This window comes from Comamonas odontotermitis, assembly GCF_014207855.1.
Lineage (GTDB): Bacteria > Pseudomonadota > Gammaproteobacteria > Burkholderiales > Burkholderiaceae_C > Comamonas > Comamonas odontotermitis_A.
In genome coordinates, this window is sequence record NZ_JACHKZ010000005.1 from 130,547 (window position 1) to 156,304 (window position 25,758).

24 protein-coding genes, 1 other RNA gene and 1 pseudogene are annotated in these 25,758 nt (G+C 61.3%); 5 read left to right on the top strand and 21 right to left on the bottom strand.

From position 1 onward, the window contains the following. Window positions 1-2: 2 nt before the first annotated feature. From HNP33_RS06020 to dapF, 13 genes and pseudogenes are all read right to left on the bottom strand, one after another. Window positions 3-1,523, bottom strand: a complete 1,521-nt coding sequence (locus HNP33_RS06020) for a UDP-N-acetylmuramoyl-L-alanyl-D-glutamate--2,6-diaminopimelate ligase (protein ID WP_184706325.1) — start codon at window positions 1,521-1,523, stop codon at window positions 3-5. Further along, the gene (locus tag HNP33_RS06025) at window positions 1,520-3,265 is read right to left on the bottom strand and encodes a peptidoglycan D,D-transpeptidase FtsI family protein (RefSeq protein ID WP_184706328.1); all 1,746 of its coding nucleotides are present in this window, start codon (window positions 3,263-3,265) and stop codon (window positions 1,520-1,522) included. Before HNP33_RS06025 ends, HNP33_RS06020 begins: the two co-directional genes overlap by 4 nt. Then, the gene (gene ftsL / locus HNP33_RS06030; RefSeq protein ID WP_184706475.1) at window positions 3,262-3,543 is read right to left on the bottom strand and encodes a cell division protein FtsL; all 282 of its coding nucleotides are present in this window, start codon (window positions 3,541-3,543) and stop codon (window positions 3,262-3,264) included. Before ftsL ends, HNP33_RS06025 begins: the two co-directional genes overlap by 4 nt. A 43-nt stretch (window positions 3,544-3,586) precedes the next feature. After that, complete coding sequence (rsmH, locus tag HNP33_RS06035) at window positions 3,587-4,516, bottom strand: 16S rRNA (cytosine(1402)-N(4))-methyltransferase RsmH (RefSeq protein WP_184706330.1); 930 nt, start codon at window positions 4,514-4,516, stop codon at window positions 3,587-3,589. 7 nt (window positions 4,517-4,523) lie between these two features. Further along, window positions 4,524-4,949: a division/cell wall cluster transcriptional repressor MraZ gene (gene mraZ / locus HNP33_RS06040; RefSeq protein ID WP_184706332.1), complete on the bottom strand. Its 426-nt coding sequence runs from the start codon at window positions 4,947-4,949 to the stop codon at window positions 4,524-4,526. A gap of 389 nt (window positions 4,950-5,338) precedes the next feature. Next, the gene (gene hslU / locus HNP33_RS06045; RefSeq protein WP_184706334.1) at window positions 5,339-6,655 is read right to left on the bottom strand and encodes an ATP-dependent protease ATPase subunit HslU; all 1,317 of its coding nucleotides are present in this window, start codon (window positions 6,653-6,655) and stop codon (window positions 5,339-5,341) included. Between the two features lie 141 nt (window positions 6,656-6,796). After that, entirely contained in the window at window positions 6,797-7,342 is a 546-nt protein-coding gene (hslV, locus tag HNP33_RS06050; RefSeq protein ID WP_184706336.1) for an ATP-dependent protease subunit HslV, read from the bottom strand. A 213-nt stretch (window positions 7,343-7,555) separates the two neighbouring features. Then, on the bottom strand, window positions 7,556-9,214 hold the full coding sequence (locus HNP33_RS06055) for a hypothetical protein (protein ID WP_184706338.1): 1,659 nt from the start codon (window positions 9,212-9,214) through the stop codon (window positions 7,556-7,558). Between the two features lie 44 nt (window positions 9,215-9,258). Beyond that, a pseudogene (gene dksA / locus HNP33_RS06060) lies at window positions 9,259-9,726 on the bottom strand (RNA polymerase-binding protein DksA); the annotation flags it as partial. A gap of 453 nt (window positions 9,727-10,179) precedes the next feature. Beyond that, a complete protein-coding gene (locus HNP33_RS06065; RefSeq protein WP_184706342.1) occupies window positions 10,180-11,286 on the bottom strand; it encodes a CobW family GTP-binding protein in 1,107 nt (368 codons plus the stop codon). 426 nt (window positions 11,287-11,712) lie between these two features. Beyond that, window positions 11,713-12,681, bottom strand: coding sequence for a tyrosine-type recombinase/integrase (locus tag HNP33_RS06070; RefSeq protein WP_184706344.1), 969 nt, complete (start codon window positions 12,679-12,681; stop codon window positions 11,713-11,715). 8 nt (window positions 12,682-12,689) lie between these two features. After that, complete coding sequence (locus HNP33_RS06075) at window positions 12,690-13,379, bottom strand: DUF484 family protein (protein WP_184706346.1); 690 nt, start codon at window positions 13,377-13,379, stop codon at window positions 12,690-12,692. A gap of 87 nt (window positions 13,380-13,466) precedes the next feature. Then, a complete protein-coding gene (dapF, locus tag HNP33_RS06080) occupies window positions 13,467-14,339 on the bottom strand; it encodes a diaminopimelate epimerase (RefSeq protein ID WP_184706349.1) in 873 nt (290 codons plus the stop codon). 99 nt (window positions 14,340-14,438) lie between these two features. Between dapF and HNP33_RS06085 the strand changes: the two genes are divergently transcribed. Beyond that, window positions 14,439-16,127, top strand: coding sequence for an MBL fold metallo-hydrolase (locus HNP33_RS06085; protein WP_184706351.1), 1,689 nt, complete (start codon window positions 14,439-14,441; stop codon window positions 16,125-16,127). A gap of 138 nt (window positions 16,128-16,265) precedes the next feature. Here the strand turns inward: HNP33_RS06085 and pssA are convergent, their stop codons facing one another. Both pssA and HNP33_RS06095 read right to left on the bottom strand, forming a co-directional pair. Further along, complete coding sequence (pssA, locus tag HNP33_RS06090) at window positions 16,266-16,889, bottom strand: CDP-diacylglycerol--serine O-phosphatidyltransferase (RefSeq protein WP_184706353.1); 624 nt, start codon at window positions 16,887-16,889, stop codon at window positions 16,266-16,268. A gap of 40 nt (window positions 16,890-16,929) precedes the next feature. After that, window positions 16,930-17,172, bottom strand: a complete 243-nt coding sequence (locus HNP33_RS06095) for a DUF6139 family protein (RefSeq protein ID WP_325064913.1) — start codon at window positions 17,170-17,172, stop codon at window positions 16,930-16,932. A 240-nt stretch (window positions 17,173-17,412) separates the two neighbouring features. Between HNP33_RS06095 and HNP33_RS06100 the strand changes: the two genes are divergently transcribed. Next, entirely contained in the window at window positions 17,413-18,180 is a 768-nt protein-coding gene (locus HNP33_RS06100; protein ID WP_184706357.1) for an RNA pseudouridine synthase, read from the top strand. Window positions 18,181-18,258: 78 nt separating this feature from the next. After that, the gene (locus HNP33_RS06105) at window positions 18,259-18,606 is read left to right on the top strand and encodes a zinc ribbon domain-containing protein YjdM (protein ID WP_184706359.1); all 348 of its coding nucleotides are present in this window, start codon (window positions 18,259-18,261) and stop codon (window positions 18,604-18,606) included. Between the two features lie 222 nt (window positions 18,607-18,828). On the opposite strand, the gene rnpB is transcribed toward HNP33_RS06105, so the two are convergent. The 5 genes from rnpB to HNP33_RS06130 form a co-directional block, all read right to left on the bottom strand. After that, an RNA gene (rnpB, locus tag HNP33_RS06110) (RNase P RNA component class A) lies at window positions 18,829-19,168 on the bottom strand. 186 nt (window positions 19,169-19,354) lie between these two features. Continuing rightward, window positions 19,355-20,791 (bottom strand): sensor histidine kinase, encoded by a 1,437-nt coding sequence (locus tag HNP33_RS06115; RefSeq protein ID WP_184706361.1) that lies wholly within the window; start codon window positions 20,789-20,791, stop codon window positions 19,355-19,357. Between the two features lie 13 nt (window positions 20,792-20,804). After that, window positions 20,805-21,878: a response regulator gene (locus tag HNP33_RS06120; RefSeq protein ID WP_184706363.1), complete on the bottom strand. Its 1,074-nt coding sequence runs from the start codon at window positions 21,876-21,878 to the stop codon at window positions 20,805-20,807. Window positions 21,879-21,900: 22 nt separating this feature from the next. Further along, window positions 21,901-22,473 carry a molybdopterin-dependent oxidoreductase gene (locus HNP33_RS06125; RefSeq protein WP_184706365.1) on the bottom strand — a complete coding sequence of 191 codons (573 nt, stop codon included), beginning with the start codon at window positions 22,471-22,473 and terminating at the stop codon, window positions 21,901-21,903. A 193-nt stretch (window positions 22,474-22,666) separates the two neighbouring features. After that, window positions 22,667-23,467, bottom strand: a complete 801-nt coding sequence (locus HNP33_RS06130) for an AraC family transcriptional regulator (protein WP_184706367.1) — start codon at window positions 23,465-23,467, stop codon at window positions 22,667-22,669. Between the two features lie 115 nt (window positions 23,468-23,582). Between HNP33_RS06130 and HNP33_RS06135 the strand changes: the two genes are divergently transcribed. After that, the gene (locus tag HNP33_RS06135; protein ID WP_184706369.1) at window positions 23,583-24,491 is read left to right on the top strand and encodes a DMT family transporter; all 909 of its coding nucleotides are present in this window, start codon (window positions 23,583-23,585) and stop codon (window positions 24,489-24,491) included. On the opposite strand, the gene HNP33_RS06140 is transcribed toward HNP33_RS06135, so the two are convergent. Next, window positions 24,478-24,639 (bottom strand): hypothetical protein, encoded by a 162-nt coding sequence (locus HNP33_RS06140; protein WP_184706371.1) that lies wholly within the window; start codon window positions 24,637-24,639, stop codon window positions 24,478-24,480. The genes HNP33_RS06135 and HNP33_RS06140 overlap by 14 nt on opposite strands. 172 nt (window positions 24,640-24,811) lie before the next feature. On the opposite strand from HNP33_RS06140, the gene cysK reads away from it, so the two are divergent. Beyond that, the gene (gene cysK, locus HNP33_RS06145) at window positions 24,812-25,729 is read left to right on the top strand and encodes a cysteine synthase A (protein WP_184706373.1); all 918 of its coding nucleotides are present in this window, start codon (window positions 24,812-24,814) and stop codon (window positions 25,727-25,729) included. Window positions 25,730-25,758: the final 29 nt, after the last annotated feature.

Here is a 25,758-nt window from a genome sequence, read left to right on the forward strand (position 1 = left end):
CGTCATAGTTGTTCTTTCCGCTTGGCCAGCGCCGCCTTCGCCTGCGCCGTGTCGAGAAACGGGTGCTTCACACCCGCAATCTCTTGATAGTCTTCATGTCCCTTGCCAGCCAGCAGGATCACGTCCTCGCTGGCGGCGCGGCATACCGCCTCGTCAATCGCTGCGGCACGATCGGCCTGCACATGCCAGTGCGCACTGTTGAACATGCCTTGCACGATGTCGTCAATAATGGCCAATGGCGCTTCACCGCGGGGGTTGTCGCTGGTCACGATCACTTCGTCAGCCTGGGTTTGCGCAATGCGGCCCATTTGCGGGCGCTTGGTGGCATCGCGGTTGCCGCCACAGCCGAACACGCACCACAGCCGTCCCGCGCGCTGCGCCGCGAGCGGGCGCAAGGCCTGCAAGGCCTTCTCCAATGCGTCAGGCGTGTGCGAATAATCAATGGCGACCAGGGGCGCACCGGCCTCGGTCACCTGTTCCATGCGGCCGGGCACGGCAGCCATTCCGGCGCATGCGTCCACGGCCTGCTGAAGGCCAACGCCCAGCGCCCGCACACAGGCGATCACTTCCAGCAGGTTGAGCACGTTGTACTGGCCGATCACCTGGCTGTGGAGCGTGACGGCCTCGTCGCCTTCCACCACTTCAAACACCAGGCCGCGATCACCGGCGCGGATATCTCGCGCCGACAGACGTGCTGCCGTGTTGTTGGCGATCGAGACAGTCCACAAGTCCAGAGGCTGAGCCGCTAACTCGCTGGCCAGCTGCGCTCCCTTGGGATCATCGACATTCACCACCGCCGTCTGCAAGCCAGGCCAAGCGAAAAGCGCACGCTTGGCAGCCCAGTAGGACTCCATGCTGCCGTGGTAGTCCAGGTGATCCTGGGTGAAGTTGGTGAAGATCGCAGTCTTGATGCGCGTACCAGCGAGCCGATGCTCCTCTATGCCGATGGACGAGGCTTCGATAGCGCATGCGCCGTACCCTGCATCCACAAAAGTGCGGAATGCACGTTGCAGCAGCACGGGGTCAGGGGTAGTCATCCCCGTCACATCCAGCTGATGCGGCGGAATGCCGACGCCCAGGGTACCCACCAGCGCACTGCCGCGATGCGGCAACACGCCTGCTTTGGCCAGATGCGCCACTACTTGGGCCAGCCACCAGCTGATGCTGGTCTTGCCGTTGGTGCCAGTGATTGCCAGCACATCCAGCGCCCGGCTGGGTTCGCCAAACCATGCGTTGGCAATTTCTCCTGTGGCAGCCTTGAGCTCTGGCATGGCGGCCACAGGCATGCCCGCGAAATCGAATGGCTCCATGCCGGCCTGCTCTACCAGACACGCAACTCCGCCACGCTGCACGGCTTGCGCCACATAGGCGCGGCCATCGGTGACACCGCCGGGCCAGGCGATAAATGCATCGCCGGGTTGCACCTTGCGGCTGTCGGTCTGCAAGGTGCCGTCCGTGACACGTGCCTTGAGCCAATCCATGGCTTCGCCGACACTGTGAAGCAGTTGGGGAGTAGCGTTCATAGCGACTCCTCCACTTCGTTGGCAACGATTTGTGGCTTGACCGTCATGTCAGGCTGCACGCCCATCAGGCGCAAGGTTTGCTGCACGACCTCGCTGAACACCGGGCCTGCCACCGTGCCACCATAGAAGCTGCCTTGCGACGGCTCATCGATCATCACCGCAACAATGATGCGCGGGTTCTCGATCGGTGCGATGCCGGTGAACCAGGAGCGGTATTTGCCCGCGGCATAGCCCTTGCCCTGCTGCTTGCGCGCCGTACCGGATTTGCCGCCGATCGAGTAGCCCACGGTCTGTGCCTTCTGGCCGGTACCCCCAGGCCCCGCAGCCAGCCATAGCATGTGCCGCACCAGTTCTGCCGTTTTCTTGGAGAACACGGGCGTGCCTGCTGGGCGGCCAGGGCTTTTGAGCATGGTGGCCGGAATCACATTGCCGTCATTCGAAAAAACCGTGTACGAACGCGCCATCTGGAACAGCGAAGCCGACAGGCCGTAGCCATAGGCGATGGTGGCCTGCTCCACAGGCTTCCAGCTTTTCCAGGGGCGCAGACGACCACTGGCTGCACCAGGGAAGGAAATCTGCGGCTTCTGTCCGTACCCCAGGGCAGAGTGCACATTCCACATTTCCTGCGCCGACATTTTTTGCGCCACCTTGAGCGCGCCCACGTTGCTCGACTTCTGGATCACGCCGTCCACGGTCAGCGCGCCATAGTTGTGCGTGTCGGTGATCGTGAAGCCGCCAATGGCATAGCGGCCCGGCGTGGTGTCAATGACGGTCGTGTTCTTGACACGGCCCAGCTCCAACGCCGTGCCGATGGTGATCGGCTTCATGGTCGAGCCGGGCTCAAAGGTGTCGGTGATGGCGCGATTGCGCAACTGCTCCCCCGTCAGGCGAGAGCGGTTGTTCGGGTCATAGCTGGGGTAGTTGGCCAGCGCCAGCACTTCACCAGTGTGCGCATCCATCACCACCACGCTGCCGGCCTTGGCCTTGAAGGCGGCCACCTGATCACGCAGCTTCTGGTAGGCAAAGAATTGCACCTTGCTGTCGATCGACAGTTGTATGTCCTGCCCTTCCTGGGGTGGGGTTTCAACGCCCACGCCCTCCACCACGCGGCCCAGGCGATCCTTGATGACGCGGCGCGAACCTGCCTTGCCGCCCAGCTCCTTGTCGAAGGCCAGCTCCATGCCTTCCTGGCCATGGTCTTCCACATTGGTGAAGCCCACGACGTGGGCTGCGGATTCACCTTCCGGATATTGGCGCTTGTATTCCTTGCGCAGATAGATGCCCTTGACATCCAGCGCCTTGATCTTCTGGCCGATATCCCAGTCCAGCTGTCGCTTGATCCATACAAAGCTCTTGTCTTCATCGGCCAGCTTGGCATTGAGCTGGGCGTAAGGCATCCCCATCAGCTTGGCGATTTCGCGCAGCTTGGATTGGGTGGCCGTATCGTCCTGGTCCACATCCTCGGGAATCGCCCAAATACTGGCAGCCGGTACGCTGGAAGCCAGGATCAGGCCATTGCGATCCAGCAACCTGCCCCGGTTGGCCGGCAATTCAATGGTGCGTGCAAAGCGCACCTCGCCCTGGCGCAGGAAGAAATCATTGCCGATCACCTGCACATAGGCTGCGCGCCCGATCAGGCAGAAAAAGCCCAGCGCGAGCGCCAGCATGACAAAGCGGCTGCGCCACATGGGCGTGCGCTCGGCAAGCAAGGGGCTGGTGGAGTAGCGCATGTCCCGGCTCATGGCGCAGCTCCCGCGCCAGGCTCTTGCACATAGACCGTCACGGCAGGTGTTGCCGTCTGCATTCCTATCTTGTCGCGCGCCAGTTGCTCCAGGCGCAGGGGCGTGGCCTGGGCACGTTTTTCCACCTGCAGCCGCTGGTGATCGGTTTCCAGCTGACGCGATTGAGCCACTGTGCGATCCAGTTCAGTAAACAGTTTGCGCGCTTCATACTGCGATTGCACCAGCGCCATGGCGCTGAGGATCGACAGAATCAGCAAAAGGATATTCAGGCGCAGCAGCACAGATATCCTTTCTTGCTGAATGTGGGCGGGTACAGCGCGCTCATGCGGGCACCTCCGTGCGTTCTGCCACACGCATCACGGCACTGCGGGCACGCGCGTTGGCGGCGACCTCCGCTTCGCTGGGTTTGATGCGATCCAAGGCCTTGAGGCGCATGGGCTGGGGCACCGCAAAGGGCGCGCGGCGGTCATATACCTCTTTGGAGTGCTTGGCAATGAACTGCTTGACGATGCGATCTTCCAACGAATGGAAGCTGATCACCACCAGCCGCCCACCCGGCGCCAGCACCCGCAGGCTGGCTTCTAGCGCCTGCTCGAGCTCCTCAAGCTCGGCATTGATGAAAATCCGAAGAGCCTGGAATGTGCGCGTGGCAGGGTTTTGCCCAGCCTCGCGGGTCTTGACTGCGCCAGCCACGAGCTCGGCCAGATCGGCAGTGGTGGCGACTGGCGAGCCAGCCTCCCGCCGCGCAACAATCGCCTTTGCAATGGGGCCAGCAAACCGTTCTTCACCGAAGTCACGTATCACCTCCGCAATCTGCTGTGTTTCCGCCTCTTGCAACCACTCAGCCACACTTTGGCCGCGGGTGGTATCCATGCGCATGTCGAGCGGGCCGTCGAAGCGGAAACTGAACCCGCGCTCAGGACTGTCGATCTGGGGCGAACTCACCCCCAGATCCAACAACACCCCGGCAACCGAAGCTGCGGGGAGTTCCGCCATATGGCTGAAGCCTTCATGGCGAATGGAAAACCGGGCGTCACTGATGCGCGCCGCCTCGGCAATGGCCTCCACATCCTTGTCAAAAGCAATCAACCGCCCGTTGGGCGGCAATTGGGACAGCACCAGGCGCGAATGTCCGCCGCGCCCGAAGGTGCCATCGACAAAAATGGGGTCTTGATCCACAGAGGCCTGCAGCAAGGCGTCAACCGCCTCGGTCAGCAGGACGGTGGTGTGTTGATAGTTCTTGTTTTCCACACGCACCTCAGAATGCAAAATCTTTCAACGCCTCAGGCGTCATCTTCTCCAGGGCTTCAGCCTCCTTCTCTTCGTAGGTGGCCTTGTCCCATAGCTCGAAATGGCTACCCATCCCCATCAGGATCGCTTCCTTAGTGATGCCGACAGCCGCCCGCAATTCGGGCGACACCAGCACACGTCCGGTCGCGTCCATTTCCACTTCCATCGCATTGCCCAGAAACATGCGCTTGTACCACTGGGCATCAAGTGGCAGTTTGGCAATCTTGGAGCTGAAGGCTTCCCATTCATCGCGTGGAAACACCATCAAGCAGCCATGCGGATGGCGCGTGATGGTGATCGAGGCCCCAGCCTGCACCAGCGCGTCGCGGTGCCGGGTCGGTATGGACAACCGACCCTTGGCATCGAGGCTGAGTGAAGAGGCTCCCTGAAACACGGTGTGGTCTTTGTTGATGGGTTCCGATGAATCGAAAGTGCACTTTTTCCCACAAAATTGCACTTTTCCCCACTGTATCAGGATTTACCCAGCACACCAAAACTTCACACAATCATTTGCAATGAAAACACAAATAAATCAATAACTTATATCCGCATTATCGCCAAAACGCCGAAAAAAATTTCGTTAATTCATAAGTACTTAGGATCGCCTCTAGATCCAGACTCTGAGCACTTTTCGACGAAAATAGGCACCGTCTCAGATTCTTTTAGTTACAAATAAACAATCTGCATGACAGACTGCAAAGCGATGCACACCACAAAAGCAAGCGCCCGCCAACTTGTGGCGAGCGCGCAGTGCATCATACGGGGTTTAAGAAGCAGTCCGGCTTACAGGATATAGCGCGACAGGTCTTCGTTCTGGCTCAGTGAGCCCAGCTTGCCATCCACGTAGGCGGCGTCGATGGTGACGGTCTGCCCTCCCAGGCGGGTGGCATCAAAGCTGATTTCCTCCAGCAGGCGCTCCATCACCGTGGCCAGGCGGCGGGCACCAATGTTTTCGGTGCGCTCGTTCACATCGAAGGCAATGTAGGCAAGGCGGGTGATGCCATCGGGGCGAAAATCAAGCGTCACCCCTTCTGTTGCGAGCAATGCCTGGTACTGCTTGACCAGCGAGGCGTGGGTCTGCGTCAGGATGGCTTCGAAATCCTGCACCGAGAGAGATTCCAGCTCCACACGGATTGGAAAGCGGCCCTGTAGCTCGGGAATCAGATCGCTGGGCTTGGCCAGATGGAAAGCGCCCGAGGCAATGAACAGGATATGGTCGGTCTTGACCATGCCGTACTTGGTGGAGACCGTAGTGCCCTCGACCAGCGGCAGCAGGTCGCGCTGCACGCCCTGGCGCGATACGTCGGCGCCGCTGCTCTCCTGGCGCGCGGCAACCTTGTCGATTTCATCGATGAAGACGATGCCGTTTTGCTCCAGGTTGTCGATCGCCCGGGTCTTCACGTCGTCCTCGTTGACCAGCTTGGCGGCCTCTTCGTCGGCAATCAGCTGCAGTGCCTCACCAATCTTGAGCTTGCGGGTCTTGCGCTTTTCCTGCCCCATCTGGCTGAACATGCCGCGCAATTGCTCGGCCATTTCTTCCATGCCCTGCGGGCCCATGATCTCGATCTGCGGCTTAGCCTCGGCCAGATCGATTTCGATTTCCTTGTCGTTCAACTCCCCCTGGCGCAGCTTTTTGCGGAACACCTGGCGCGTACCCGTATCAGGTACGGCTTCGCCCGTGCGCGCCGGTGGCAGCAACACATCCAGAATCCGCTCTTCGGCCGCATCTTCAGCACGCACTCGCACCTTCTTCATGTCCGTGGCGCGCGTCTGCTTGATGGCCACTTCCGCCAGGTCACGGATGATGGCATCCACGTCCTTGCCCACATAACCCACTTCGGTGAACTTGGTCGCCTCCACCTTGATGAACGGCGCGTCGGCCAGCTTGGCCAGCCGGCGGGCAATTTCGGTCTTGCCCACGCCGGTGGGGCCGATCATCAGAATGTTCTTGGGCGTGATCTCCTGGCGCAACCCATCTGCCACCTGCTGGCGGCGCCAGCGGTTGCGCAGCGCAATTGCCACGGCACGCTTGGCCTTGGCCTGGCCGACGATGTGGTTGTCGAGTTCGGAAACGATTTCCTGGGGCGTCATCGATGACATATAGCAAAAATCCCGTTTTGCACTCAAATTTCAAGCGCTGATAGCTATCAATTCAGTAGTTTTGGCGTGCATCCGCTTCTTGCATCCGGCCCACGCGCTCCGAAAGCGGCCGGGCAGAGCAATTGCCGGATAAAGAGGCTGTCACAGCGTCTCAATGGTGTGGTGCATATTGGTATAGATGCACAGCTCACCCGCAATGCCAAGCGACTTCCGCACCACATCTTCTGCCGACAAATCGGTATTGTTCAGCAAGGCCTTCGCAGCGGAGTGTGCGTACGCTCCACCAGAGCCGATGGCCACGAGGCCTTGCTCGGGCTCCAGCACATCCCCGTTGCCGGTGATGATAAGAGAGGCGGTATGGTCGGCCACCGCCAGCATGGCCTCCAGGCGGCGCAGCACACGGTCGGTACGCCAGTCCTTGGTCAGCTCGATGGCGGCACGGGTCAACTGGCCCTGGTGTTTGTCCAGCTTGGCCTCGAAGCGCTCAAACAGCGTAAATGCATCAGCGGTTGCACCGGCAAACCCTGCCAGAACCTTGCCGCCGTAGAGCTTGCGCACCTTGCGTGCCGTGCCCTTGACAACGATGTTGCCCAGGGTGACCTGGCCATCGCCGCCGATAGCGACCTGAATACCTTGCGGCGTTTCGCGCCGCACGCTGAGAATGGTTGTGCCGTGATACTGTTCCATAGTTCCCGGTATATGGAGCCCTCGCTCTGCATTCCAAGCCCCCCAGGGTTGAATTTCAGGCTTGCCAGCCCCCCCCCGAAAAAAGATTGCACGCACAAAAAAAGAGAGCTTGCTGCACATAGTCTGTTTGAATTTCAGCTTATTTCACCCCTGAAATTCAACAAAGACAAGCGCAGACCGCTCTCCTTTTGATATCGATAGCCGCCAGCCCGATCAGTTTTCACGCTGGTTGACGATGGAATGTTCGTTGATCCCAATCAAGTTGAAAAACACCGCATTGAGCCGATGCAGATTGCCAAAGCGAATCAGCGCATTCTTTTGCTGGCATTCGGCCACCCAGTTCAGGACCGAGCCAGCAGCCACAAAGTCAATGCGCATCAGACGATCGCAACGCACAGTGAAGGGCTGGCCGGGCTCAACCATCGGAGTGAATGCATCCAGCATCTGCGACGCATCGCCCTCGATAATTCCCTCCAACACAGCCTGCGGGCCATCCGTGGCAGCCTGCTTCTTGCCATCGTTCTGCAGTTCCGAAATCAGCAGCGAATCTACTACCGGCTTGGCGCTGCTGCGACTGCTGTCGCTCGCAAAATCCAGCTTGGGCGCCACCCAGGATGGTGGTGAGACCTCATAGGTGACGCAGTAATCCAGCGCCGCCGCTTCAAAATCCTGCTCCAGACCCATCAGCCGCAACAAGGCCATGCGCAGCAACCAGCGGTCTTCTGTCACCGCCTTGTCGCCCACTGGCGTTTCCTGCTCCAGCACCGCCAACAGTTTGTCGGCACCGGCAAACACCACACGCGCATCGCGCTGATCGGCCCAGAAGCGGAACAGTGTCAGCAGCGGAGTGATCACCTCGTCACGCACCTCACCTACACGCGACCAATTAAGAGTCCACGGTGGTGGAAAACGCTTGAGATTGCCCTGCAAGCCCGACAGCGCCGCCGCACTGAGCGACGGAGGCGCCTGCCAATTGAGCAAGCGCACTTGTTCTTCGTCAGCATCGGCAGATTGGGCCTTGGCACCCAACTCATCGGGCATGGAGAACCACACTGGTGCCGAGCGGCCATATTTGCTGGCGAACTCAATGGCATGAAAATCGAACTTGGTCTGGTCGCCAGTCGCCCGGTACAGGTCAAACAGCGTGAGCCACACCACCAACTGGCCCATCAAGTCACCATTGCGCTGCTGCACGAGCGCAAGCAGAGACGACTCTGCACCAGCACTGTCGCCATTGGCATACAGCACTGCGGCTTCTTCCAGATCCACATCGTGGATGAAACGGCCTGACTCCACCTGCTCGTCAAATGCACCCGGGGCCAGCGGTGTAGCCACCACGGGTTGGGCCTGTGGCGCAAGGGGCGAAGGCGCAGATATCGCGGATTCAGGGGGCACGGGGGCTGTGCCAGGCTCAGGCGCAGGCATGGCGCCAGTGATGCTGGCCGGAGCGGAAGCTGCGGGAGCACCGTCGCCCGACCACCACTGCTTGGACATCTGCTGCTCGATTTCGTTGATCTTTTCGAGCGTATTGGCAGGCCGGGTCAGCTTGGTGCCCTTAGATGCTGCGCCTTCGGCCATGGCCGCTTCCAGCATGGCTGCGGAATTGCGCGGCCCCATGCTGTCTGCAGCAGGTGCGGTGGATTTGTTCGCTTCACGCCGGATCTTGCGCAACTGGTCAAACTCGAGCTTGCGCACGAAATCGTTGCGGCGCTTGCGCTCCATGATTTCTTTGAGCGCCTGCTTGGAGTACTGCTCTTCCGGATTTTCAGGTTCAGGCACCTTGTCCAGCTCCGACCACTGGGTGGTCGGCTTGGTTACAAAGCGCACAACCTTGGACAACAAACCCTTGGACGGCTTATTGGCCTCACTCATGGCTACTCCCTCTCTTTGGCATGTCCGGCTTCGGCCCTCCAGCCTCAATCGCCAAACATTTTTTGTTTCAGCTCACGGCGCTGCTGCGCTTCCAGCGACAGCGTGGCTGTCGGGCGCGCCAGCAGACGACCCACACCGATCGGCTCGCCGGTTTCGTCGCAATAGCCATAATCGCCCGCATCAATGCGTGCAATCGACTGGTCGATCTTTTTGAGAAGCTTACGCTCCCGATCACGAGTGCGCAAGACCAAAGCGTGCTCTTCTTCGATGGTGGCACGGTCGGCCGGGTCAGGCACCACGACGGTATCTTCGCGCAGATTCTCGGTGGTTGCATCCGCATTGAGGTGGATGCCCTTCTTCAGCTCCACCAGCTTGTTGCGGAAGAACGCGAGCTGCACATCATTCATGTACTCGCTCTCTGGCATGGCCAGCACCTCATCGTCCGTGAGCGCATCTGCCGGCTTCGACTTCCAGGCGTTGGCCAGCTTGGTGTCGCGTTTGGGGGTGGTTTGCGTTGTGGTTGGCATAGTTCTCTCGACTGGCTAGTGCAGTTTATCCATGCCGGCGGACGTCCGCCGGGGTTACAAAAGGCGCCGCATGACACAGGTTCAGCGCCCTACTCTCTCTGGCCGATCCGGGAACCGGGCCGCTTTGCTTTGAAGACGCGCCGCGAGGCCACGACTTCGCCTTGTGCAAGTTCTCGCCCCCGGGCTCTCTCCGGCAGCGCAGGCCTTGCATGCACAAGCCTCCTTCTCTGTCGTCACTACGGCTGCAGCCCCTCTTCAGACCACCGCCATGTCACCGATCCAGTCCCGCCCTTGCAAGCCGCGGATTCCGCGTCTTCCGCTTTGCTGCATTTCGGGCCGCGATTGTATATGCCATTAGCGCCTGCCAACAAGGGATTGCGGCCCTCGTACAACGCCGGGTTTGCCCTGAGGCGCGCCCGTTCACAGACGTTTACGAACTCAGGCCGCCACCACGCACTGATCCAGGCCTTGCTTGAAGATATCCTGCGGCAGATCAATGCCGATGAACACCATCTTGCTCTGGCGCGCCTCATCCGCAGCCCACTCCGGCCCCAGGTCACTGCCCATCAGCTGGTGCACACCCTGAAAGATCACTTTGCGGTTGGTACCCTTCATCGCCAATACGCCTTTATAGCGCAGCATGCGAGGGCCATAAATGTTCACAATGGCCCCCAGAAAATCTTCGAGCTTGGCCGGGTCAAAGGCCTTGTCGGTTCTGTAGACAAAGCTCTTCACATCATCGTCGTGGTGATGGTGGTGCGGGTGACTGCAGTGCTCGCCATGTTCATGGTCGTGATCGTGATCGCAATCTTTGCCGTGCGCATGGTGGTCATGGTCATGTTCGCACTTGCCATGGTCATGGTCGCAGTGGCTGTGGTCATGACTGTCTTCCTTGAGGAAATCGGGATCAATGTCCAGTTTCGCGTTCAGATTGAAGCCAAACAGGTCAAACACTTCCTTGAGCGGCACATCACCAAAGTGCACGGCACGAATGGGCGCGCGCGGGTTCATGTGTTTCAGGCGATGGACCAGCGCATCTTTCTCGGCCTCGGTCACGAGGTCGGTCTTGGACAGAAAAATCTGGTCGGCAAAACCCACCTGGCGGCGCGCTTCCTGGCGCGTGTCCAACTGCTGGTTCGCATGCTTGGCGTCCACCAGCGTGATGATGGAATCGATCAGGCAGGTTTCTGCGATCTCTTCGTCCATGAAGAAAGTCTGCGCCACAGGCCCTGGATCTGCAAGGCCCGTGGTTTCGATCACGATGCGATCAAAGTCGAGCAAACCCTTGCGGCGCTTGGCAGCCAGCAATTGCAAGGCTTCACGCAGATCTTCACGAATGGTGCAGCAGATGCATCCATTGCTCATCTGCAGGATCTGCTCTTTCGACTCCGTCTTGAGAATGTCAGTGTCGATGTTTTCTTCGCCGAACTCGTTCTCGATCACGGCAATCTTCATGCCGTGTGATTCATGCAGCACGCGCTTGAGCAGCGTAGTTTTGCCCGAGCCGAGAAAGCCCGTGAGGATGGTGACTGGAATGAGAGGCATAAAACACCCGAAAGTTACACACTGGGCGGCGGTGGGGGTACCGCGTCTGCCCGCCGTCCCGGACGGACAATCGCGGACCGGCCGATAGAGCCGTCGCTCTAAACACATCTATATGGAATCACTTCGCGCCATATCAAGCCGGGCGACGAAGGGAGCGGGCTATTGTGGCATGGTTTGCACCAAGGGGTGATAAGGGGAGCTTCAGGCTGCCTGTGTCTATCGACAGAGAGGGCAACGACCCAGTGAGGGTTGCACGTCACCCCATCGGAGATCCTTATGTCTGCATCTGCTCACCAGGCACCCACCGGAGACCGGTCCGCAGCCTGCCTGCGCCGGTGAAACGAACCACCCAAACCTCAAAACGCTATCAAATAAATAGCTACCAATCCTTAATTGATGAACGCCAGCGGCCGAAAAATCAAAAATTCAATCCTTTTTGCGCGCCCGGGGGTGTGCCTTATCGTAAACCTGCGCCAGATGCTGAAAATCCAGCCGGGTATAAACCTGCGTCGTGGTGATGCTCGCGTGGCCCAGCAGTTCCTGCACGGCTCGCAGATCCTGGCTGGACTGCAGGACATGGCTGGCAAAGGAATGGCGAAGCATGTGCGGATGCACGGGCGTGGTCATGCCCGCCGTCACGCTGCGCTCCCGCAGGCGCTGCCAGACGCTGGCAGCCGACAGGCGGGCGCCACGCACACCAATGAAGAGCGCGGGATCGCACTGCCCAGCCGCGGGCAAGCTCTGGGCTCGCACCTGCAACCATGCGTGCAAGGCGGCCAGCGCCTCCTTGCCCACCGGCACAGTGCGCCGCTTGCTGCCTTTGCCCAACACATGGGCTTCGGCGGCCTGCAAATCCACCCAGCCACGCGCATGTTCACTGGCCAAGACATCCAGCCCGACCAACTCACCCACACGCAGGCCACTGCCGTACATCAGCTCCACCATGGCCGTATCGCGCGCCTGCACCCACGGGTCGCCCTGGGCATGGGCGCTTTCGGCAAAACGCACCGCATCGTCCACCGACAGCGCCTTGGGCAACGGCTTGGGCGACTTGGGGGCGCGCACATCCTGAACGGGGTTGTGAGCGATCAGCCCCTCGCGCCCAGCCCAGGTGTAAAAACCGCGCCAACCCGAGAGAATCAACGCGATGCCGCGTCCACTGCGGCCCGCGCCGTGCATCTGCGCCACAAAACGGCGTATGTGGTTGGGGGTGAGTTGCAGCGCAGGCATGGCGGCATCGGCTGCCATGGCCTGCAGGCGTTGCAGATCGAGCAGGTACAAAGTCTGCGTGCGTGCAGCCAGGCGCTTTTGCACGCGCACATGTTCCAGATAGCGCAGCATCTCAGGCGACAGCGTCTGCTGTGCCTGCTCTGACTCGTCGCTACCGGATGCCATGCAAGCCTTCAGCGCAGGCGCGAGAGCACGCTCGCAGCCACCTCGCCAATGCGTTCGAGCAGATCGGTGCTCATGTCGGCATCAAAGCGCATCGGATCGGGTGAGCCCAGCACCAGCAGACCCCATGCTGGCTCATCGCCATTGATGGCGCCATCGCGCAGGGGCAGCAGCACCACCGACTGCACCTGGGCGCTGTCTGGCAGCCAGCCAGCGGGCTCCACACCCACATTAGGGCCGCAATACGGGGTCGAGAGCGAACCCGCAAAGCTGCGCGCATCGGCGCTGATGCCCTGCGCAAAGGGCTCGTTCAGGTAGGTCTCGGCCACATCCCACAGCCGGATGGCCACCTGGGGGACATCAAAATGGCGCGCAAGGCCCTCGGCAATGGCCTCGGGCAGTTGCACAGGATTGCGGGTCTTGACCACGTCGCAGGTCCAATGGTGAATGCGATCGATGGTGTGGTGGTTCTGGCTGCCATTGCGCATCATGTCCATGATGCGGTGCTCCAGGCCCTTGATCTTGTCGCGCAGCATCTCGGCCTGGCGCTCCTGCAGGCTCACAGTGCGGTTGCCATACGGGCTGATGATCTGCACGCCCGCCAGCACCTGGGCCTGGCGCTCAAAGAAATCAGGCGTCTGGATCAGAAATTCCGCAATGTCTTCTTCGGTGATCGGGGGAACCTGGTTATCCGTCGTCATGGTGTCTCTCGTCTCTCTTGGAACGTGTTTGCTGCATCTGCAGGCGCCGCCGTACCGCCTATGGCTTGCGGGTTCAGCGGCGGCCACTCAATCCGGAATGGTGATGCGGCCTTCAAATACCGTCGTGGCCGGGCCGGTCATCATGACCGGGTCGTTGGCATCGCCCGTCCAGGCAATTGTCAGCAAGCCGCCACGGGTCTGTACATCGACCGGGCTTTGCAGCAGGCCCTGCTCAATGCCAGCCACCACGGCAGCGCAGGCACCAGTGCCGCATGCCAGGGTCTCGCCCACGCCGCGCTCGTATACACGCAGGCGCACATGCTGCGCGTCCTGCACCTGCAAAAATCCCACGTTCACCCGCTCCGGAAAACGCGGGTGCAACTCCAACAGTGGCCCCAGCGCCAGCACAGGTGCCGTGTCCACATCATCCACCAGCAGTACGCCATGCGGATTGCCCATGGATACAGGGACTACTAAAACTGTAGCAGTCTGCGCCTGATCATCTACCGCCACGGGCCATTTCTTCGCATGGTGCTGCACCACCGGTGTCAGACCGCTGGTGTCGAAAGGTACTTCGGCGGGATCGAGGCGCGGCTGCCCCATGTTGACGGTGACACGGCCGTCGGGCATCAGCTCGGGAGCGATCACGCCTTTTTTCGTCTTTACGCGAATCGCCTTTTTGCCGGTGAGCCCCTTGTCATAGACAAAACGAGCAAAACAGCGCGCGCCATTGCCGCACTGCTCCACCTCACCCCCATCGGCGTTGTGGATGATGTATTCAAAATCGATCCCTGCTGCAGGCGCCGGGCGCACGGTCAGGATCTGGTCTGCCCCCACGCCGAAGTGACGATCGGCCAGGAAACGGTACTGGTCAGCGCGCAGGCCCAGCGGGCCCGCAGTCTCGTCCAGCACGACAAAGTCGTTGCCGGCGCCTTGCATCTTGGTGAAGCGGATTTCCATGCAGTCATTATCGCTGTCTGGCGCACTTCGGTACCGAAGCGGCGCATTTGCGCAATGCGTGTGACACCCAGGGAGCCAGCCAGGTTTGATAATGCCCCTATGACCCGCACCAGCCAGCTTCTCCACGCACAGCGCGAACCCGTGCCTGCGCGTGCCGCCGCAACCGTCCTGTTTTTGCGCGATGCGCCAGACCCACAAGGCGCGCCGGGCACCACGCGGCTGGAAGTGCTGATGTCGCGCCGATCCGACAAAGCCCGCTTTGCGGCCAACCACTATGTCTTTCCCGGTGGCTCGCTGGACGCCGAAGACCGGCTCCACCACGAGCAACTCGCCCGCCGCTCCACGCAGACTGCCGATGCGCTCACCTACGCCCAGGCTGCCATCCGCGAAAGCATGGAGGAGATGGGGGTGCTGCTGGCCCGCAACACGGATGGCCGCTGGGCAACGCAGGCGGAGGTAGCGCAGATCGACCGCAACCAGCCGCTCTTGCCGCAATGCGCCCGGCTGGGGCTGACCCTGGCGGCTGACGCGCTGTGGCCGCTGGCACGCTGGACGGCGGCACTGGAAATTCCCATCCGCTTTGACGTCCCCTTTCTCGTCGCCCGCATGCCCGAAGGCCAGACGCCTGTCACCGACGACGCCGAGCAGTTTGAACCACTGTGGTGCCACCCGGCAGACGCCCTGCTGCGCGCAGCCCAGGGCGAGATGACCTTGATGTTCCCCACCCAGACCACGCTGGAGCATCTGACCCGATACCCCAAGGTGCAGGCGCTGCTGGACGTGCTGCAGGCCTTGCCGGCCGGGCAGATGTTGTGGGAGACGCTGCCGCGCGGGGGGCTGGTGAATGGCAAGGTACAACGCTTCATGGAGCACCAGACCGTATACGGTGAGCTGGCCCTGGTCTGCCCCGATGGCCAATTGCACCATGCCGTAGGCTGGCAAAGCGAGCGGCCCGTGCCGCTTTTGAAGAATGTGATGCGCCTCACCGCCGACAACGGCGGCACCATGACCGGCCCCGGCACCAATACCTACCTCATCGGAGATCCGGCCACCGGTTACATCGTCGTCGACCCCGGCCCCAAACCCCAGGGCCAGGGCGACCCGCATCTGGCGCGCATCATGGCTGCCACGGGCGGCGACATTCGCGCCATCGTCTGCACCCATTCACACCCGGACCATTCCCCCGGCGCTGCCCCGCTGCAGGCGCTGGTGGCCCAGGCGGGTTTCGCCACCCCAGTGATCTGGGGCCTGCCGTCGGCCCCCACGGCGCGCGCTGGCAGCCAGTTCACGCCAGATCGGGAGCTGCCCGACGGCGCTACGCTGGCGCTGCGCCATCCCGATGGTGCCGCCCACAGCCACACTCTACGCGCCATCCACACCCCAGGCCATGCGGCCAACCACGTGTGCCTGGTGCTGGAAGAAGACGGCCTGCTGCTGAGCGGCGACCACATCCTCAACGGCAGCACCACCGTGGTCGATCCACCCGACGGCAACATGCGCCTGTACCTGGCGTCCCTGCAAAAACTGGCGAACGCCTGCGAGACGAGCCAGGTGGGCTTTATCCTGCCCGCCCATGGCTATGCGCTAGCGCGCCCGCTGCAGGTGATTCAAAAGCTGCACGCCCACCGCATGGCACGCGAAGCGAAAGTGAAGGCGGCCATGGCGCACAGCCCCGATGGCACACCGGAAGACTGGGTGGCCATCGCCTATGCCGATACACCGCAGGCACTGTGGCCCGTGGCCAAGCGTTCGCTGCTGGCGCACGTGGAGCATATCCGAGGGCTGTAACTGCCATCGCTAAAAAGCAAGGCTGCCAACGCCTTTCTGCATTGGATTCTGGATAGAAAACAGCTCAGTATCCAATACAGGCAAGCGCCGACAGCGCTCTTTTGACAGCCCACGACGCAAAGGCCATGCCTGCAGAAGCTACAGCTTCGGAATCCTGATCCGGCTGATCATCAGCGAGCCCGACAGCGCAAACAACAGCACCAGCGGGTGCAGCGTAAAGCCAGCAATCTTGACCGCCCCCAGCCAAAGATCGGCGCGCACGGCGCTCGTGGCGGCCGCCACTGCCAGCATCGCCACCAGCACGATCGAGGTCGGAATGGGCGTGCCCTCGAAATACTTCACCTTGCCCGACGGCCCCTCGGCCAGCTCCTCGGCAGTCACGTTGTAACGCGCAAGGCGTGAGACACCGCAGGCCACAAAAAAGCCCAGCACCACGCGGTCCCACAGGCCCTGCATGCCGCAGGCGTAGGCAATGATGGCTGGCGCTACGCCGAATGAGATCACATCAGCCAGCGAATCGAGCTCGCGCCCCATGGCCGATGATTTCTGGCGCCAGCGGGCGATCCGCCCATCCAGCACATCAAAGATCAATGCCGCCAGTACCAGCGCCGCAGCAAAGTAGATGTGACGCCGGTCTCCGGTCTCCAGATAGCTCATGGCCGAAAACAGCGCGCCCACGCCGCAGACCGCATTGCCCAGGGTGAACCAGTCCGCCAGATGGAACTCGCGGATCATCGAAAAACGTTTTACAGGACTCGTCATCACTGCATTATGAAAGCACTGCGGTGCGCTGCGACCACAATCAGGCTTCGTCGCCGTCGGTCATCTCTGCCACCGCCGTGATTGCATAGCCCTTCTCCTTGAGTTGGCGACCCGGCTCCTCGATACCGTACTGCGGCCAGCTGGCGACCGATTCATCAAGCTCCACATCACGGGCTTCGTCGTGCCAGTCGTAATTGGTGACTTCGCCAGGCAGCACGCGGCCGTGCGGCACGGCGAGATGAGAGAACTTGCCATCGGCTTCGCTGCGGCGAAAAACATCCATGCGCATAAACATTTCCTTGCTAAGGTTGAACTCCAGTTTTGAATCTAAAGCCCTGCGAAGACGCAGCTCGTAGGAAAAACCCCCACAAGGCCAGCATGCATCATCCGCCAATGCCCGAGCCCGTTCCTTTCGCATTGCATAGCCCTTAAAATAACCGGTTGTGCTTATCCGTCAAGCACAGATAGCTCCTTTTTGTATAGCAACCGGCTTTCATATGCCGTCTTGCTCACCCGCTGCACCATGCCCCTCCACGACCAGGACCCCGATCCGCACTCCATCCGCCTGTCCAAACGCCTGGCGACCGAGACCGGCTGCTCACGCGCTGAGGCCGAGCACTACATCGACGCCGGTTTTGTCACCGTGGATGGACAGGTGCAGGACACGCCGGGCGCCCGCGTGCGGCCCGACCAAGCAGTGGCTCTGCAGCCAGGCGCCAACCTCAAGCCCATCCAGCCGGTCACGCTGCTGCTACACAAGCCAGCAGGCTACAGCCTGCGCCTGCCGCAACCCGGGCGCGATACGCCCAGCGCCGCCAGTCTGCTCACTCCGGGTAACCTGGCAGATGTGGATACGCCGCAGCCCGTGCACCCACTACCGCGCCACTTTCGCCACCAGCAGTTTCTGCTGCCGCTGCCGCGCGCAGCCAGCGGCTTGGTCGTGTACAGCCAGGATCCGCGCATCATCCGCCGCCTGACGGAAGACGCCGATCTGGTGGAACAGGAATGCCTGGCCGAAGTGCGCGGCCAGATGGTGGAAGACGGAATCGCTTTGCTGGCCAAAGGCCTGTATGTAGAAGACGACCGGCTGCCACCCATCAAGGCCAGTTGGCAAAACGAAACCCATCTGCGCTTTGCCTTGAAGCGCGTGGCGCCAGAGTGGATTGCACCAGCCTGCACCGCACTGGGGCTGGAGCTGGTAGCCCTCAAGCGCTTGCGCATCGGTCGGATATCGCTGGGTAAGCTCCCGGAAGGACAGTGGCGGTATCTGCAGGGATTTGAACGGTTTTAGTGCGGTTTCATGCACCAGTCTGCTCAAGGCTGCTGCTTAGAATTGCGGGCATCTTCTTCCATAACCACCGGCCTCTTCATGTCTTCTGCCCTACCTCCCTGCCCCCAGTGCCAGTCCGAGTTCGTCTACGCCGACGGTCCCTTGCTGATCTGCCCGGAATGTGCCCACGAATGGCCAGCCAACGCCAGCCCGGAACCTGAAGAGGAAACCCAGGTCGTCATCAAGGATTCGGTAGGCAATGTGCTGCAGGACGGCGACAGCGTCACCGTCATCAAGGACCTCAAGCTCAAGGGATCGTCGCTGGTAGTGAAGGTGGGGACCAAGGTGCGCAACATCAAACTGGTAGATGGCGACCACGATATCGACTGCCGCATTGACGGTATCGGCAACATGCAGCTCAAATCGGCTTACGTGAAAAAGGCGTGACCGGCTTTTGGGCAAGCGCTGCACCCCGCGCGACAGCTCTGCCTGACTCATGACGCCTCTTGCACTTGCTGCGCAGGAGCGAAGATGCAAAGGCTCCCAGCCCTGACGCATGATGGATTGCGAAGCAAATCGCGCATCTCCATTCAGCGCCATCTGCCGTTTTCATCGCAAGAAAAGAAAAGCGGCCCTGGTACACACCAGGGCCGCTCTCTTTTGCAAGAAGTGTGAAGTCTGCCGATAAGCCGGATTCTGTGCACCCGGGTTACCCCAGGCGTGACCGCCATTACTCTGGGCCGGGTGTCACCACCACGGCTCGACGCTACCTACCCGCCAACTCTGCGGAACCACATCAACGCTGGCCTACTTGGTATTGCTGCGCGTAGAGATTGCCCGTTTCACCCCGGGTGGTTTACCTTGCGGTACGCCCCCCGGACTCGTCTCTGTTGCTCTGATCCTCACCTCACGGTGGGCAGCCGTTAGCTGCTACGCTGTCCTGTGCAGTCCGGACGTTCCTCCAGTGCGGCCTTTCGGCACTTGCACCAGCGGCGGTCTGGCAGGCTTCACAGGGTGCATTATCCCACGCGCGGGCACTGTTTCAGATGCATTGCATGTTCGTTATTGAAGCACGGCAGCCTGCAAGCCAGCCTTCATGCAAACTGCCTGGGCGCTATAGAGCCATAGAAATAGCCAGCAAAACCGCCCTTCCGGAAGACGATGTGCCAGGTTTGCACCTTGCCTTCGCACCCGCTCATCGCCCGTCTTCCATCGCAGCACAAGCTTGGTCGGTGTCTGGCGATGAGGCATCACTGTTTTTAACGCTGGCAGGCAGATCCAGAGTGAAGACGAGGCCGCCGCCTTCGGACAGAGAGGCATTCAGATTGCCACCGTGCAGCCGGGCGATCGCACGGGCCAGGTACAGGCCCAGGCCCGAGCCTTCGCTGGCGCCGCTGCGAGCGCTGCGGTAGAAGCGTTCAAACAGCAACGGTAGCTCTTCTGCGGCGACACCTGCGCCGTAATCACGCACGGAGCAATGCAACTGGTCTCCATCGCGCGCCAGCAGCAGATCAAGAGGGCTACCTGCGGGAGTGTATTTGCAGGCGTTGGCCAGCAAGTTGTGCAGCAGATGGATCAAAAGCTGTTCATCACCCGCACAGACAAAATCCGCAGACGGTCCGCTGCATTCAATATTGATCTCGCGCCCATCCAGCATGGGCTTGTTGCTATCCACAACATAGTGAACAAGCGCTGCCAGGTTGAGCGGCCGGGCCTGCAGCTGGATACCGCCCCCTTCCAGCTTGACGCTGGTGAGCACACTGTCGAGCAGCCGTGTCAGCCCTTCGACCGTATGCCGGGTCTGGCCCATGCGCTCCAGCACCTGTTCAGCCTGCTCCCCGCCGCTGCGGCGAGCCTGGCGCATCAGCCGCTGTGCGGTGGAATCGATCACCGCCAAAGGCGTTCGGAACTGGTGCGACACCAGCGAGACGAAGTTGCGGTAGGTTTCGGTTGCGCTCTGGGCTCGGTGCAGATCATGGATGGTCTGCTGCAGAGCATCGCGCTGGGCTGCAATGGTGCGGGCATTGGTACGCTGGCGCTGCAGAGCCGCCACCACTTGCCACATCAGCCAGCTGCCACACAAAGCCACCATGCCGATGGCGGCAAAGGCCGCCTTGATCCAGTGCTCCAGTTGGTCCAGGCGCCGGCTTTTCTCTTCCCTCTCGCGCAGCATGACCTGGTTTCCCGCCGTCGTGAGCACCGCAATCAGCGTGCGCAGCTCTTGCTGGGCAACAGGATTGTCCGTGCCAATCAATAGCTGCAGCAAATCCACCTGCTCGAACGCCGCCATGGCAGGCAACAGTGCATCCAGCTGCCCATAGTGCCGCAGAATGCGGCGCTGCGGGCCGTCGGTCAGCAGCGACAGGCGACTGTGCAGCAAGTCAGCCTGCAAATGGATGTCTTCCGCATCGGTCTGCTGCAGACGCAAACGCGCCAGATCGCGCTCCAGCACCGTTGCCTGGTGCTGAGCCTGCGCCAGCGCCCAGACCATGTTTTCACCTTCGCGCTGGCTCAACTCCCGGTGCAACACCAGCAGTTGCCAGACCACCACCAGGCTGCCCGCGAAAAACAGCACCGTTGCAGCCAAAGTCAACCGGTACTGAAGGCCACGGCGCATGGACAGATCAGGCATGGCAGGCTCCGTCTCAGTTCAACGCCGGCGGGGATGCACCCAGCGCAGCCGTCAGCAATACGGCCACCAGCTCTGCCTGGCGACCCGTCTGGGTTTTGGCAAACATGTTGCGCAGATGAAAGGCCATGGTGCTGGCACTGACTTGCAGCTGCGCACACATCTGCTGCTTGCTCATGCCGTCCACCAACAGACGGGCCACCTGCGTTTCAGCAGGGGTCAGCGCAAAACGGCGCGCCAGTGCCTCGGCACTGGGCTTGACGGATTGCTGCAGGCCGTTGATGAAGAGCGCAAAGCGTTGGTCGCGCGAGTCCGGAGCTCCTTCGCTGCACTCCCCTTCACCGCTATCTTCCCTGGCCGAGAGGGATTGGATGGACAGGCACCAGTAGGGAGGGCCGCCAGGAATGGCAGGCACATCGAAGCTGGCCGATTCCTGCCGACCGCGCAGAAACTGGCGCAACCCAGGGTGCTGCGCCAGCACCTGGCGCAGCACTACCTGCCCTGCTGCATCGATCACCAGTGGACTGCTGTGTTGTGCATCGCCATGGCACAGCGCATAGGCCTGCCGGTTGGCAAACTGAATCGCCAGATGGCCATCGCAGACCACGGCGCAATGGCCCAGGCTGTCAAGCACACCGTGCCAGTGCCTGTGCGCCTCGTCCAGGCTGCGCTGCAAGGCATCACGTTGCAGGCGCTGGAGGCGTTGCACCTTGGCGAGCCGGGCTGCCACGGTGGCAAGCAGCAGGTCGTAATCCACTGGTTTGACGAGGTAGTCATCCGCGCCCGCACGCGCGCCACGCAGCACATGCTCACGATCGCTGAGCGCCGTCAGCAGCAGAAATGGAACGCTGGAATGCGCGTCCGTCTCGCGCAGCTCGGCCAGCAGGTCCAGGCCACTCTGGCCGGGAAGGCCGACATCGCACAGGATGAGCGAAGGCTTCATCCGCGAGAGAACAAGCAGCGCGGCAGGCACATCGGGAACGCCGATGGCCTGGTAGCCCGCTTCTTCCAGTTCATCGCACAGATCGCGCAGCAGCAACGGCTCATCCTCCACACACAGGATCAGCGGACGGCGAATGGCTTTGAGCATGCTGGGCTCTTGCGGGTAACGCTTACGGGGCATCACTGACGATCAGTTGGCTCAGCTGCCAGGCCCAGCGATGGTCATATCTGGCATCCTGCAGCACGGTGTCGCTGTCTCGTGGATAGATGATCCACAGCGGCCCTTTGTCTCGTCGCGTCAATGCCTTGCCGTCCATGCTGAAAGCCAGCACCACGGGCCAGCGCTGAAAATCCTGGGCAGGAATACGCACGGTATAGCCATTGAGCGCCTGGGCTTGCACCACCATTGCCGGAGTGATGCGCACCCCGGCAGCTTCCAGCACATCGCGCGCCAATGGCCCGGTAAAGCGCGACACGCCATCGGTCCAGGGGGTTGCAGTGGCGGTGGTTCGCTGGGGTAGCGCAGCGAGCTGCTCCGCACTCAGGCGCATGACAGCGCCACGGAATTGCACACTGAGCGCGCCTTGCGGCTGCAAGCCACCAGAACCCGCAGCCATATCGGCACCCACAGTGCCTTGTGCCCATACCGGCTGCACGCATACCAGCAAAAAACCGCGAAGCAGACAGCTGCGCAGCGCGGGCCGGAACGTGGGAAAGCGGGGGATTTCTGCAGGGGCTGGCATGCTCTGTCTCTCCTTGCCAGCGCCGGAGTGCTTGGCGCATGGTCTGAGGCTCAGATACTGCCGTGTCAGAAACATTTGGTAAATAGTCCAAATGTACTAACGGGCCCCACTCGAAACGAGCGTTTTCACCAAAAAGTCTTTATTTGATCTTGGTATTTAAAAATGTAAGCGCATACAAACAAATCAAGAAAATTCAGACATCCGAGACCAGTTCGCGCCGGAACTGCTCGGGAGTCATACCGGTTTCCCGGTGGAACATGGCGATGAAAGCGGAAGCCGTGCTGTAGCCCAGATCAAAAGCGATTTCCTGCACCGTACGCCCCTGGCCCAATGCCTCCACCGCGCACAGATGACGCAGGCGCTGGCGCCATTCGCCCAAAGCCATGCCCAGTTCGCGCTGGCAGTGGCGCGCCAGGGTGCGCTCGGTCATGTGAGCCTGCCGCGCCCATTCGGCCACCGAACGGCGGCTTCCCGGATCCGCGCGCAGGGCATCCAGCACGCCCGCCAGCGCCGCGCTGCTGGGCGAGGGCAGAAAGCTGCCTTCAAAGCGCGCCTGGCACAGCTGATCGACCAGCGCCTGTGCGAGCCGCAGGTCTTGCGGTGAGCCAGGCACCTGCACCTGGCGCTCGGCAAAATCCGCCAGAATGCTGCGCCCTATGGGGCTGATGCGCAGAATGCAGGCCTGTTGGGGCAACACATCGCACAGCGCAGGCTGCACGTAGAAGGAGCGGTACACCGCAGCGTGCTGTACATAGCAGCAATGCTCCTGGGCAGGCGGAATCCACACCCCATACTGCGGCGGCGCCACCAGATGCTGACCAGCGGTGTCGATGGACATGGTGCCGCAAGCGGTGTAGTTGAGATGGCCCAGGCGGTGGCTGTGCGGCGCTGCAAAACTGCCTGCTGCAAATTCGTCATAGCGCACCAGATAGGGGCTGGTGACGCTTTCCACATCAAAAATCGGCAAGGAGTGTGCGGCGTTGGCAGAGGGCATGGTCAAAAAAAGAGAGCGACACGATAGCTTGTCCGAAGCATGGCATGGTTTGTCCGAATTCAGCTATACCTCTCAAATCAGCCACAGCGATGATAGGGGCAGTGGAAAGCAAACAATGAACTATCTCTACCCTCTTTTTGCCGTGCTGATCTGGTCAGCCAATACCGTCGTCAGCAAACAATCGGCCGGCGCGATTGCGCCTACGGAAATCGGCTTCCTGCGCTGGGTGCTGGCGGTGCTGATCGTCACCCCGTTACTGCTTCCGGCTGTGTGGCGCAACCGCGCCGCCGTTCGCCAGCACGCCTGGCAGATTCTGGTGCTGGGCCTTTTGGGCATGGTCGTCTACCAAAGCTGCGCCTACTTTGCCGCGGGCTACACGACAGCCACGCACATGGGCATCATCCTCACCCTCTCCCCCATGCTGGTACTGGCCATCTGCGTGGGCCTGCTCGGCCAGCCGCTGACCATGGGCGGTGCGCTGGGCGCCGTGCTGGCCTTCGGCGGTGTGCTGCTGGTCGTGAGCGAAGGACACCCCGGGCAGCTGCTGGAGCAAGGCCTCAACCGTGGCGACCTGCTGATGCTGCTGGCCTGCGCAGCGTACGCGGTCTACAACGTACTACTCAAGCGCTGGCACATGCCTGCCATCAGCAGCTGGCAACTGCTGTACCTGCAGATGGTGGTGGCCATGGTTGCGCAGTTGCCAATCTACCTTGCATCGCCCAAGATCGGCATCAACGCGCACAACTGGTACATGGTGGCCTATGCGGGCACCATGGCGTCCATCGTGGCGTCGTGGATGTGGATGACGGCTGTGGTGCGCCTGGGGCCCAGCCGGTCGATCATGTTCTTCAACCTGACGCCACTGTTCACCGCCTTGATTGCAGCCGCCTGGGCCAAGGAACAGCTGCAGACCTATCTTTGGATTGGCGGCGCGCTCACCATCCTGGGCGTGGTGCTGGCAGAGCGCTGGAAAACACCCGTGCGGCTGGCCCGATCCGCCGCTGCAAGCACTACATCAGGTTGAGGATGCTGTAGCTCATCAACATGAGCAGGCAGACCACCGCCACCAGCATCAGCCACGGCGCCCAGCGCCGGGACCGCCACGAAAACCCCACCAGCAGCGCCACACAGCAGACAAAAAGCGCCACCATGGTTTGTTGAAATGTGAGCATGTCGTCCCCCCTCTTTCAGCGTTCAGATCGTTGCATGGTAATCGGCAGCGCGCCAGCTGGCCCCGGTACAGCCCAACAGCGCATCTCGGAATATTGATATTCCATCCAGGAACATGAACTCGTTCACAATGGTCTTCGGTTTTTCGTCTCATCGACTTGCGCAGGAGGTTCCATGAAGTTCGACAACATTTTGCAAACCATCGGCAATACGCCTTCGATTCACATCAACCGCCTGTTTGGCGCCAATGCGAATGTCTGGATCAAATCCGAGCGCAGCAACCCCGGCGGCTCGATCAAGGACCGCATTGCGCTGGCCATGGTGGAGGATGCGGAGAAATCCGGAGCGCTCAAGCCCGGCGGCACCATCATCGAGCCCACTAGCGGCAATACAGGCGTGGGCCTGGCCCTGGTAGCCGCTGTCAAAGGCTACAAGCTGATCCTGGTGATGCCGGAGAGCATGTCGATCGAGCGCCGCCGCCTGATGCTGGCCTACGGCGCGACCTTTGACCTGACACCCAAGGAAAAAGGCATGAAAGGGGCCATCGCCCGCGCCGAAGAGCTGGCCGCCAGCACCCCCGGCGCATGGATTCCCCAGCAGTTCGAGAACCCTGCCAACGTCGCCGTGCACGAGCGCACCACCGCGCAGGAGATTCTGGCGGACTTTCCCGATGGCCTCGACGCCATCATCACCGGCGTGGGCACCGGCGGCCATCTGTCGGGCGTCGCTCACGTGCTCAAGGCCAAGTTTCCCCAGCTGAAAGTATTTGCCGTAGAGCCGACTGCCTCACCCGTCATCTCGGGCGGCGCGCCGGCCCCACACCCGATCCAGGGCATCGGCGCCGGCTTCATTCCGCGCAACCTCGATACCAGCGTGCTGGATGGCGTGATCCAGGTCGATGCCGAACCCGCACGTGAATACGCCCGCCGCGCCGCGCGCGAAGAAGGCCTGTTCGTGGGCATCTCGTCCGGAGCCACGCTGGCGGCCATTGCGCAAAAGCTGCCAGAGTTGCCACCCGGAGCCAAGGTGCTGGGCTTTGCCTACGACACCGGCGAGCGCTACCTGTCCGTCGAAGGCTTTTTGCCCGCCTGACAGGGCGCCCTGGCCGCGCATGAAAAAAG

Excerpts from the sequence above, each read along its gene's own strand:
- HNP33_RS06120 (WP_184706363.1), bottom strand. The coding sequence starts at position 21,878 with ATGCTCAAAGCCATTCGCCGTCCGCTGATCCTGTGTGTGGAGGATGAG.
- HNP33_RS06135 (WP_184706369.1), top strand. The coding sequence starts at position 23,583 with ATGAACTATCTCTACCCTCTTTTTGCCGTGCTGATCTGGTCAGCCAAT.
- HNP33_RS06025 (WP_184706328.1), bottom strand. The coding sequence starts at position 3,265 with ATGAGCCGGGACATGCGCTACTCCACCAGCCCCTTGCTTGCCGAGCGC.
- hslU (WP_184706334.1), bottom strand. The coding sequence starts at position 6,655 with ATGTCATCGATGACGCCCCAGGAAATCGTTTCCGAACTCGACAACCAC.
- HNP33_RS06100 (WP_184706357.1), top strand. The coding sequence starts at position 17,413 with ATGCCCCTCCACGACCAGGACCCCGATCCGCACTCCATCCGCCTGTCC.
- hslV (WP_184706336.1), bottom strand. The coding sequence starts at position 7,342 with ATGGAACAGTATCACGGCACAACCATTCTCAGCGTGCGGCGCGAAACG.
- HNP33_RS06075 (WP_184706346.1), bottom strand. The coding sequence starts at position 13,379 with ATGACGACGGATAACCAGGTTCCCCCGATCACCGAAGAAGACATTGCG.
- cysK (WP_184706373.1), top strand. The coding sequence starts at position 24,812 with ATGAAGTTCGACAACATTTTGCAAACCATCGGCAATACGCCTTCGATT.
- HNP33_RS06105 (WP_184706359.1), top strand. The coding sequence starts at position 18,259 with ATGTCTTCTGCCCTACCTCCCTGCCCCCAGTGCCAGTCCGAGTTCGTC.
- HNP33_RS06125 (WP_184706365.1), bottom strand. The coding sequence starts at position 22,473 with ATGCCAGCCCCTGCAGAAATCCCCCGCTTTCCCACGTTCCGGCCCGCG.
- HNP33_RS06130 (WP_184706367.1), bottom strand. The coding sequence starts at position 23,467 with ATGCCCTCTGCCAACGCCGCACACTCCTTGCCGATTTTTGATGTGGAA.
- HNP33_RS06115 (WP_184706361.1), bottom strand. The coding sequence starts at position 20,791 with ATGCCTGATCTGTCCATGCGCCGTGGCCTTCAGTACCGGTTGACTTTG.
- HNP33_RS06095 (WP_325064913.1), bottom strand. The coding sequence starts at position 17,172 with ATGGATGTTTTTCGCCGCAGCGAAGCCGATGGCAAGTTCTCTCATCTC.
- HNP33_RS06085 (WP_184706351.1), top strand. The coding sequence starts at position 14,439 with ATGACCCGCACCAGCCAGCTTCTCCACGCACAGCGCGAACCCGTGCCT.
- HNP33_RS06140 (WP_184706371.1), bottom strand. The coding sequence starts at position 24,639 with ATGCTCACATTTCAACAAACCATGGTGGCGCTTTTTGTCTGCTGTGTG.
- HNP33_RS06055 (WP_184706338.1), bottom strand. The coding sequence starts at position 9,214 with ATGAGTGAGGCCAATAAGCCGTCCAAGGGTTTGTTGTCCAAGGTTGTG.
- HNP33_RS06070 (WP_184706344.1), bottom strand. The coding sequence starts at position 12,681 with ATGGCATCCGGTAGCGACGAGTCAGAGCAGGCACAGCAGACGCTGTCG.
- HNP33_RS06065 (WP_184706342.1), bottom strand. The coding sequence starts at position 11,286 with ATGCCTCTCATTCCAGTCACCATCCTCACGGGCTTTCTCGGCTCGGGC.
- HNP33_RS06020 (WP_184706325.1), bottom strand. The coding sequence starts at position 1,523 with ATGAACGCTACTCCCCAACTGCTTCACAGTGTCGGCGAAGCCATGGAT.
- dapF (WP_184706349.1), bottom strand. The coding sequence starts at position 14,339 with ATGGAAATCCGCTTCACCAAGATGCAAGGCGCCGGCAACGACTTTGTC.
- pssA (WP_184706353.1), bottom strand. The coding sequence starts at position 16,889 with ATGACGAGTCCTGTAAAACGTTTTTCGATGATCCGCGAGTTCCATCTG.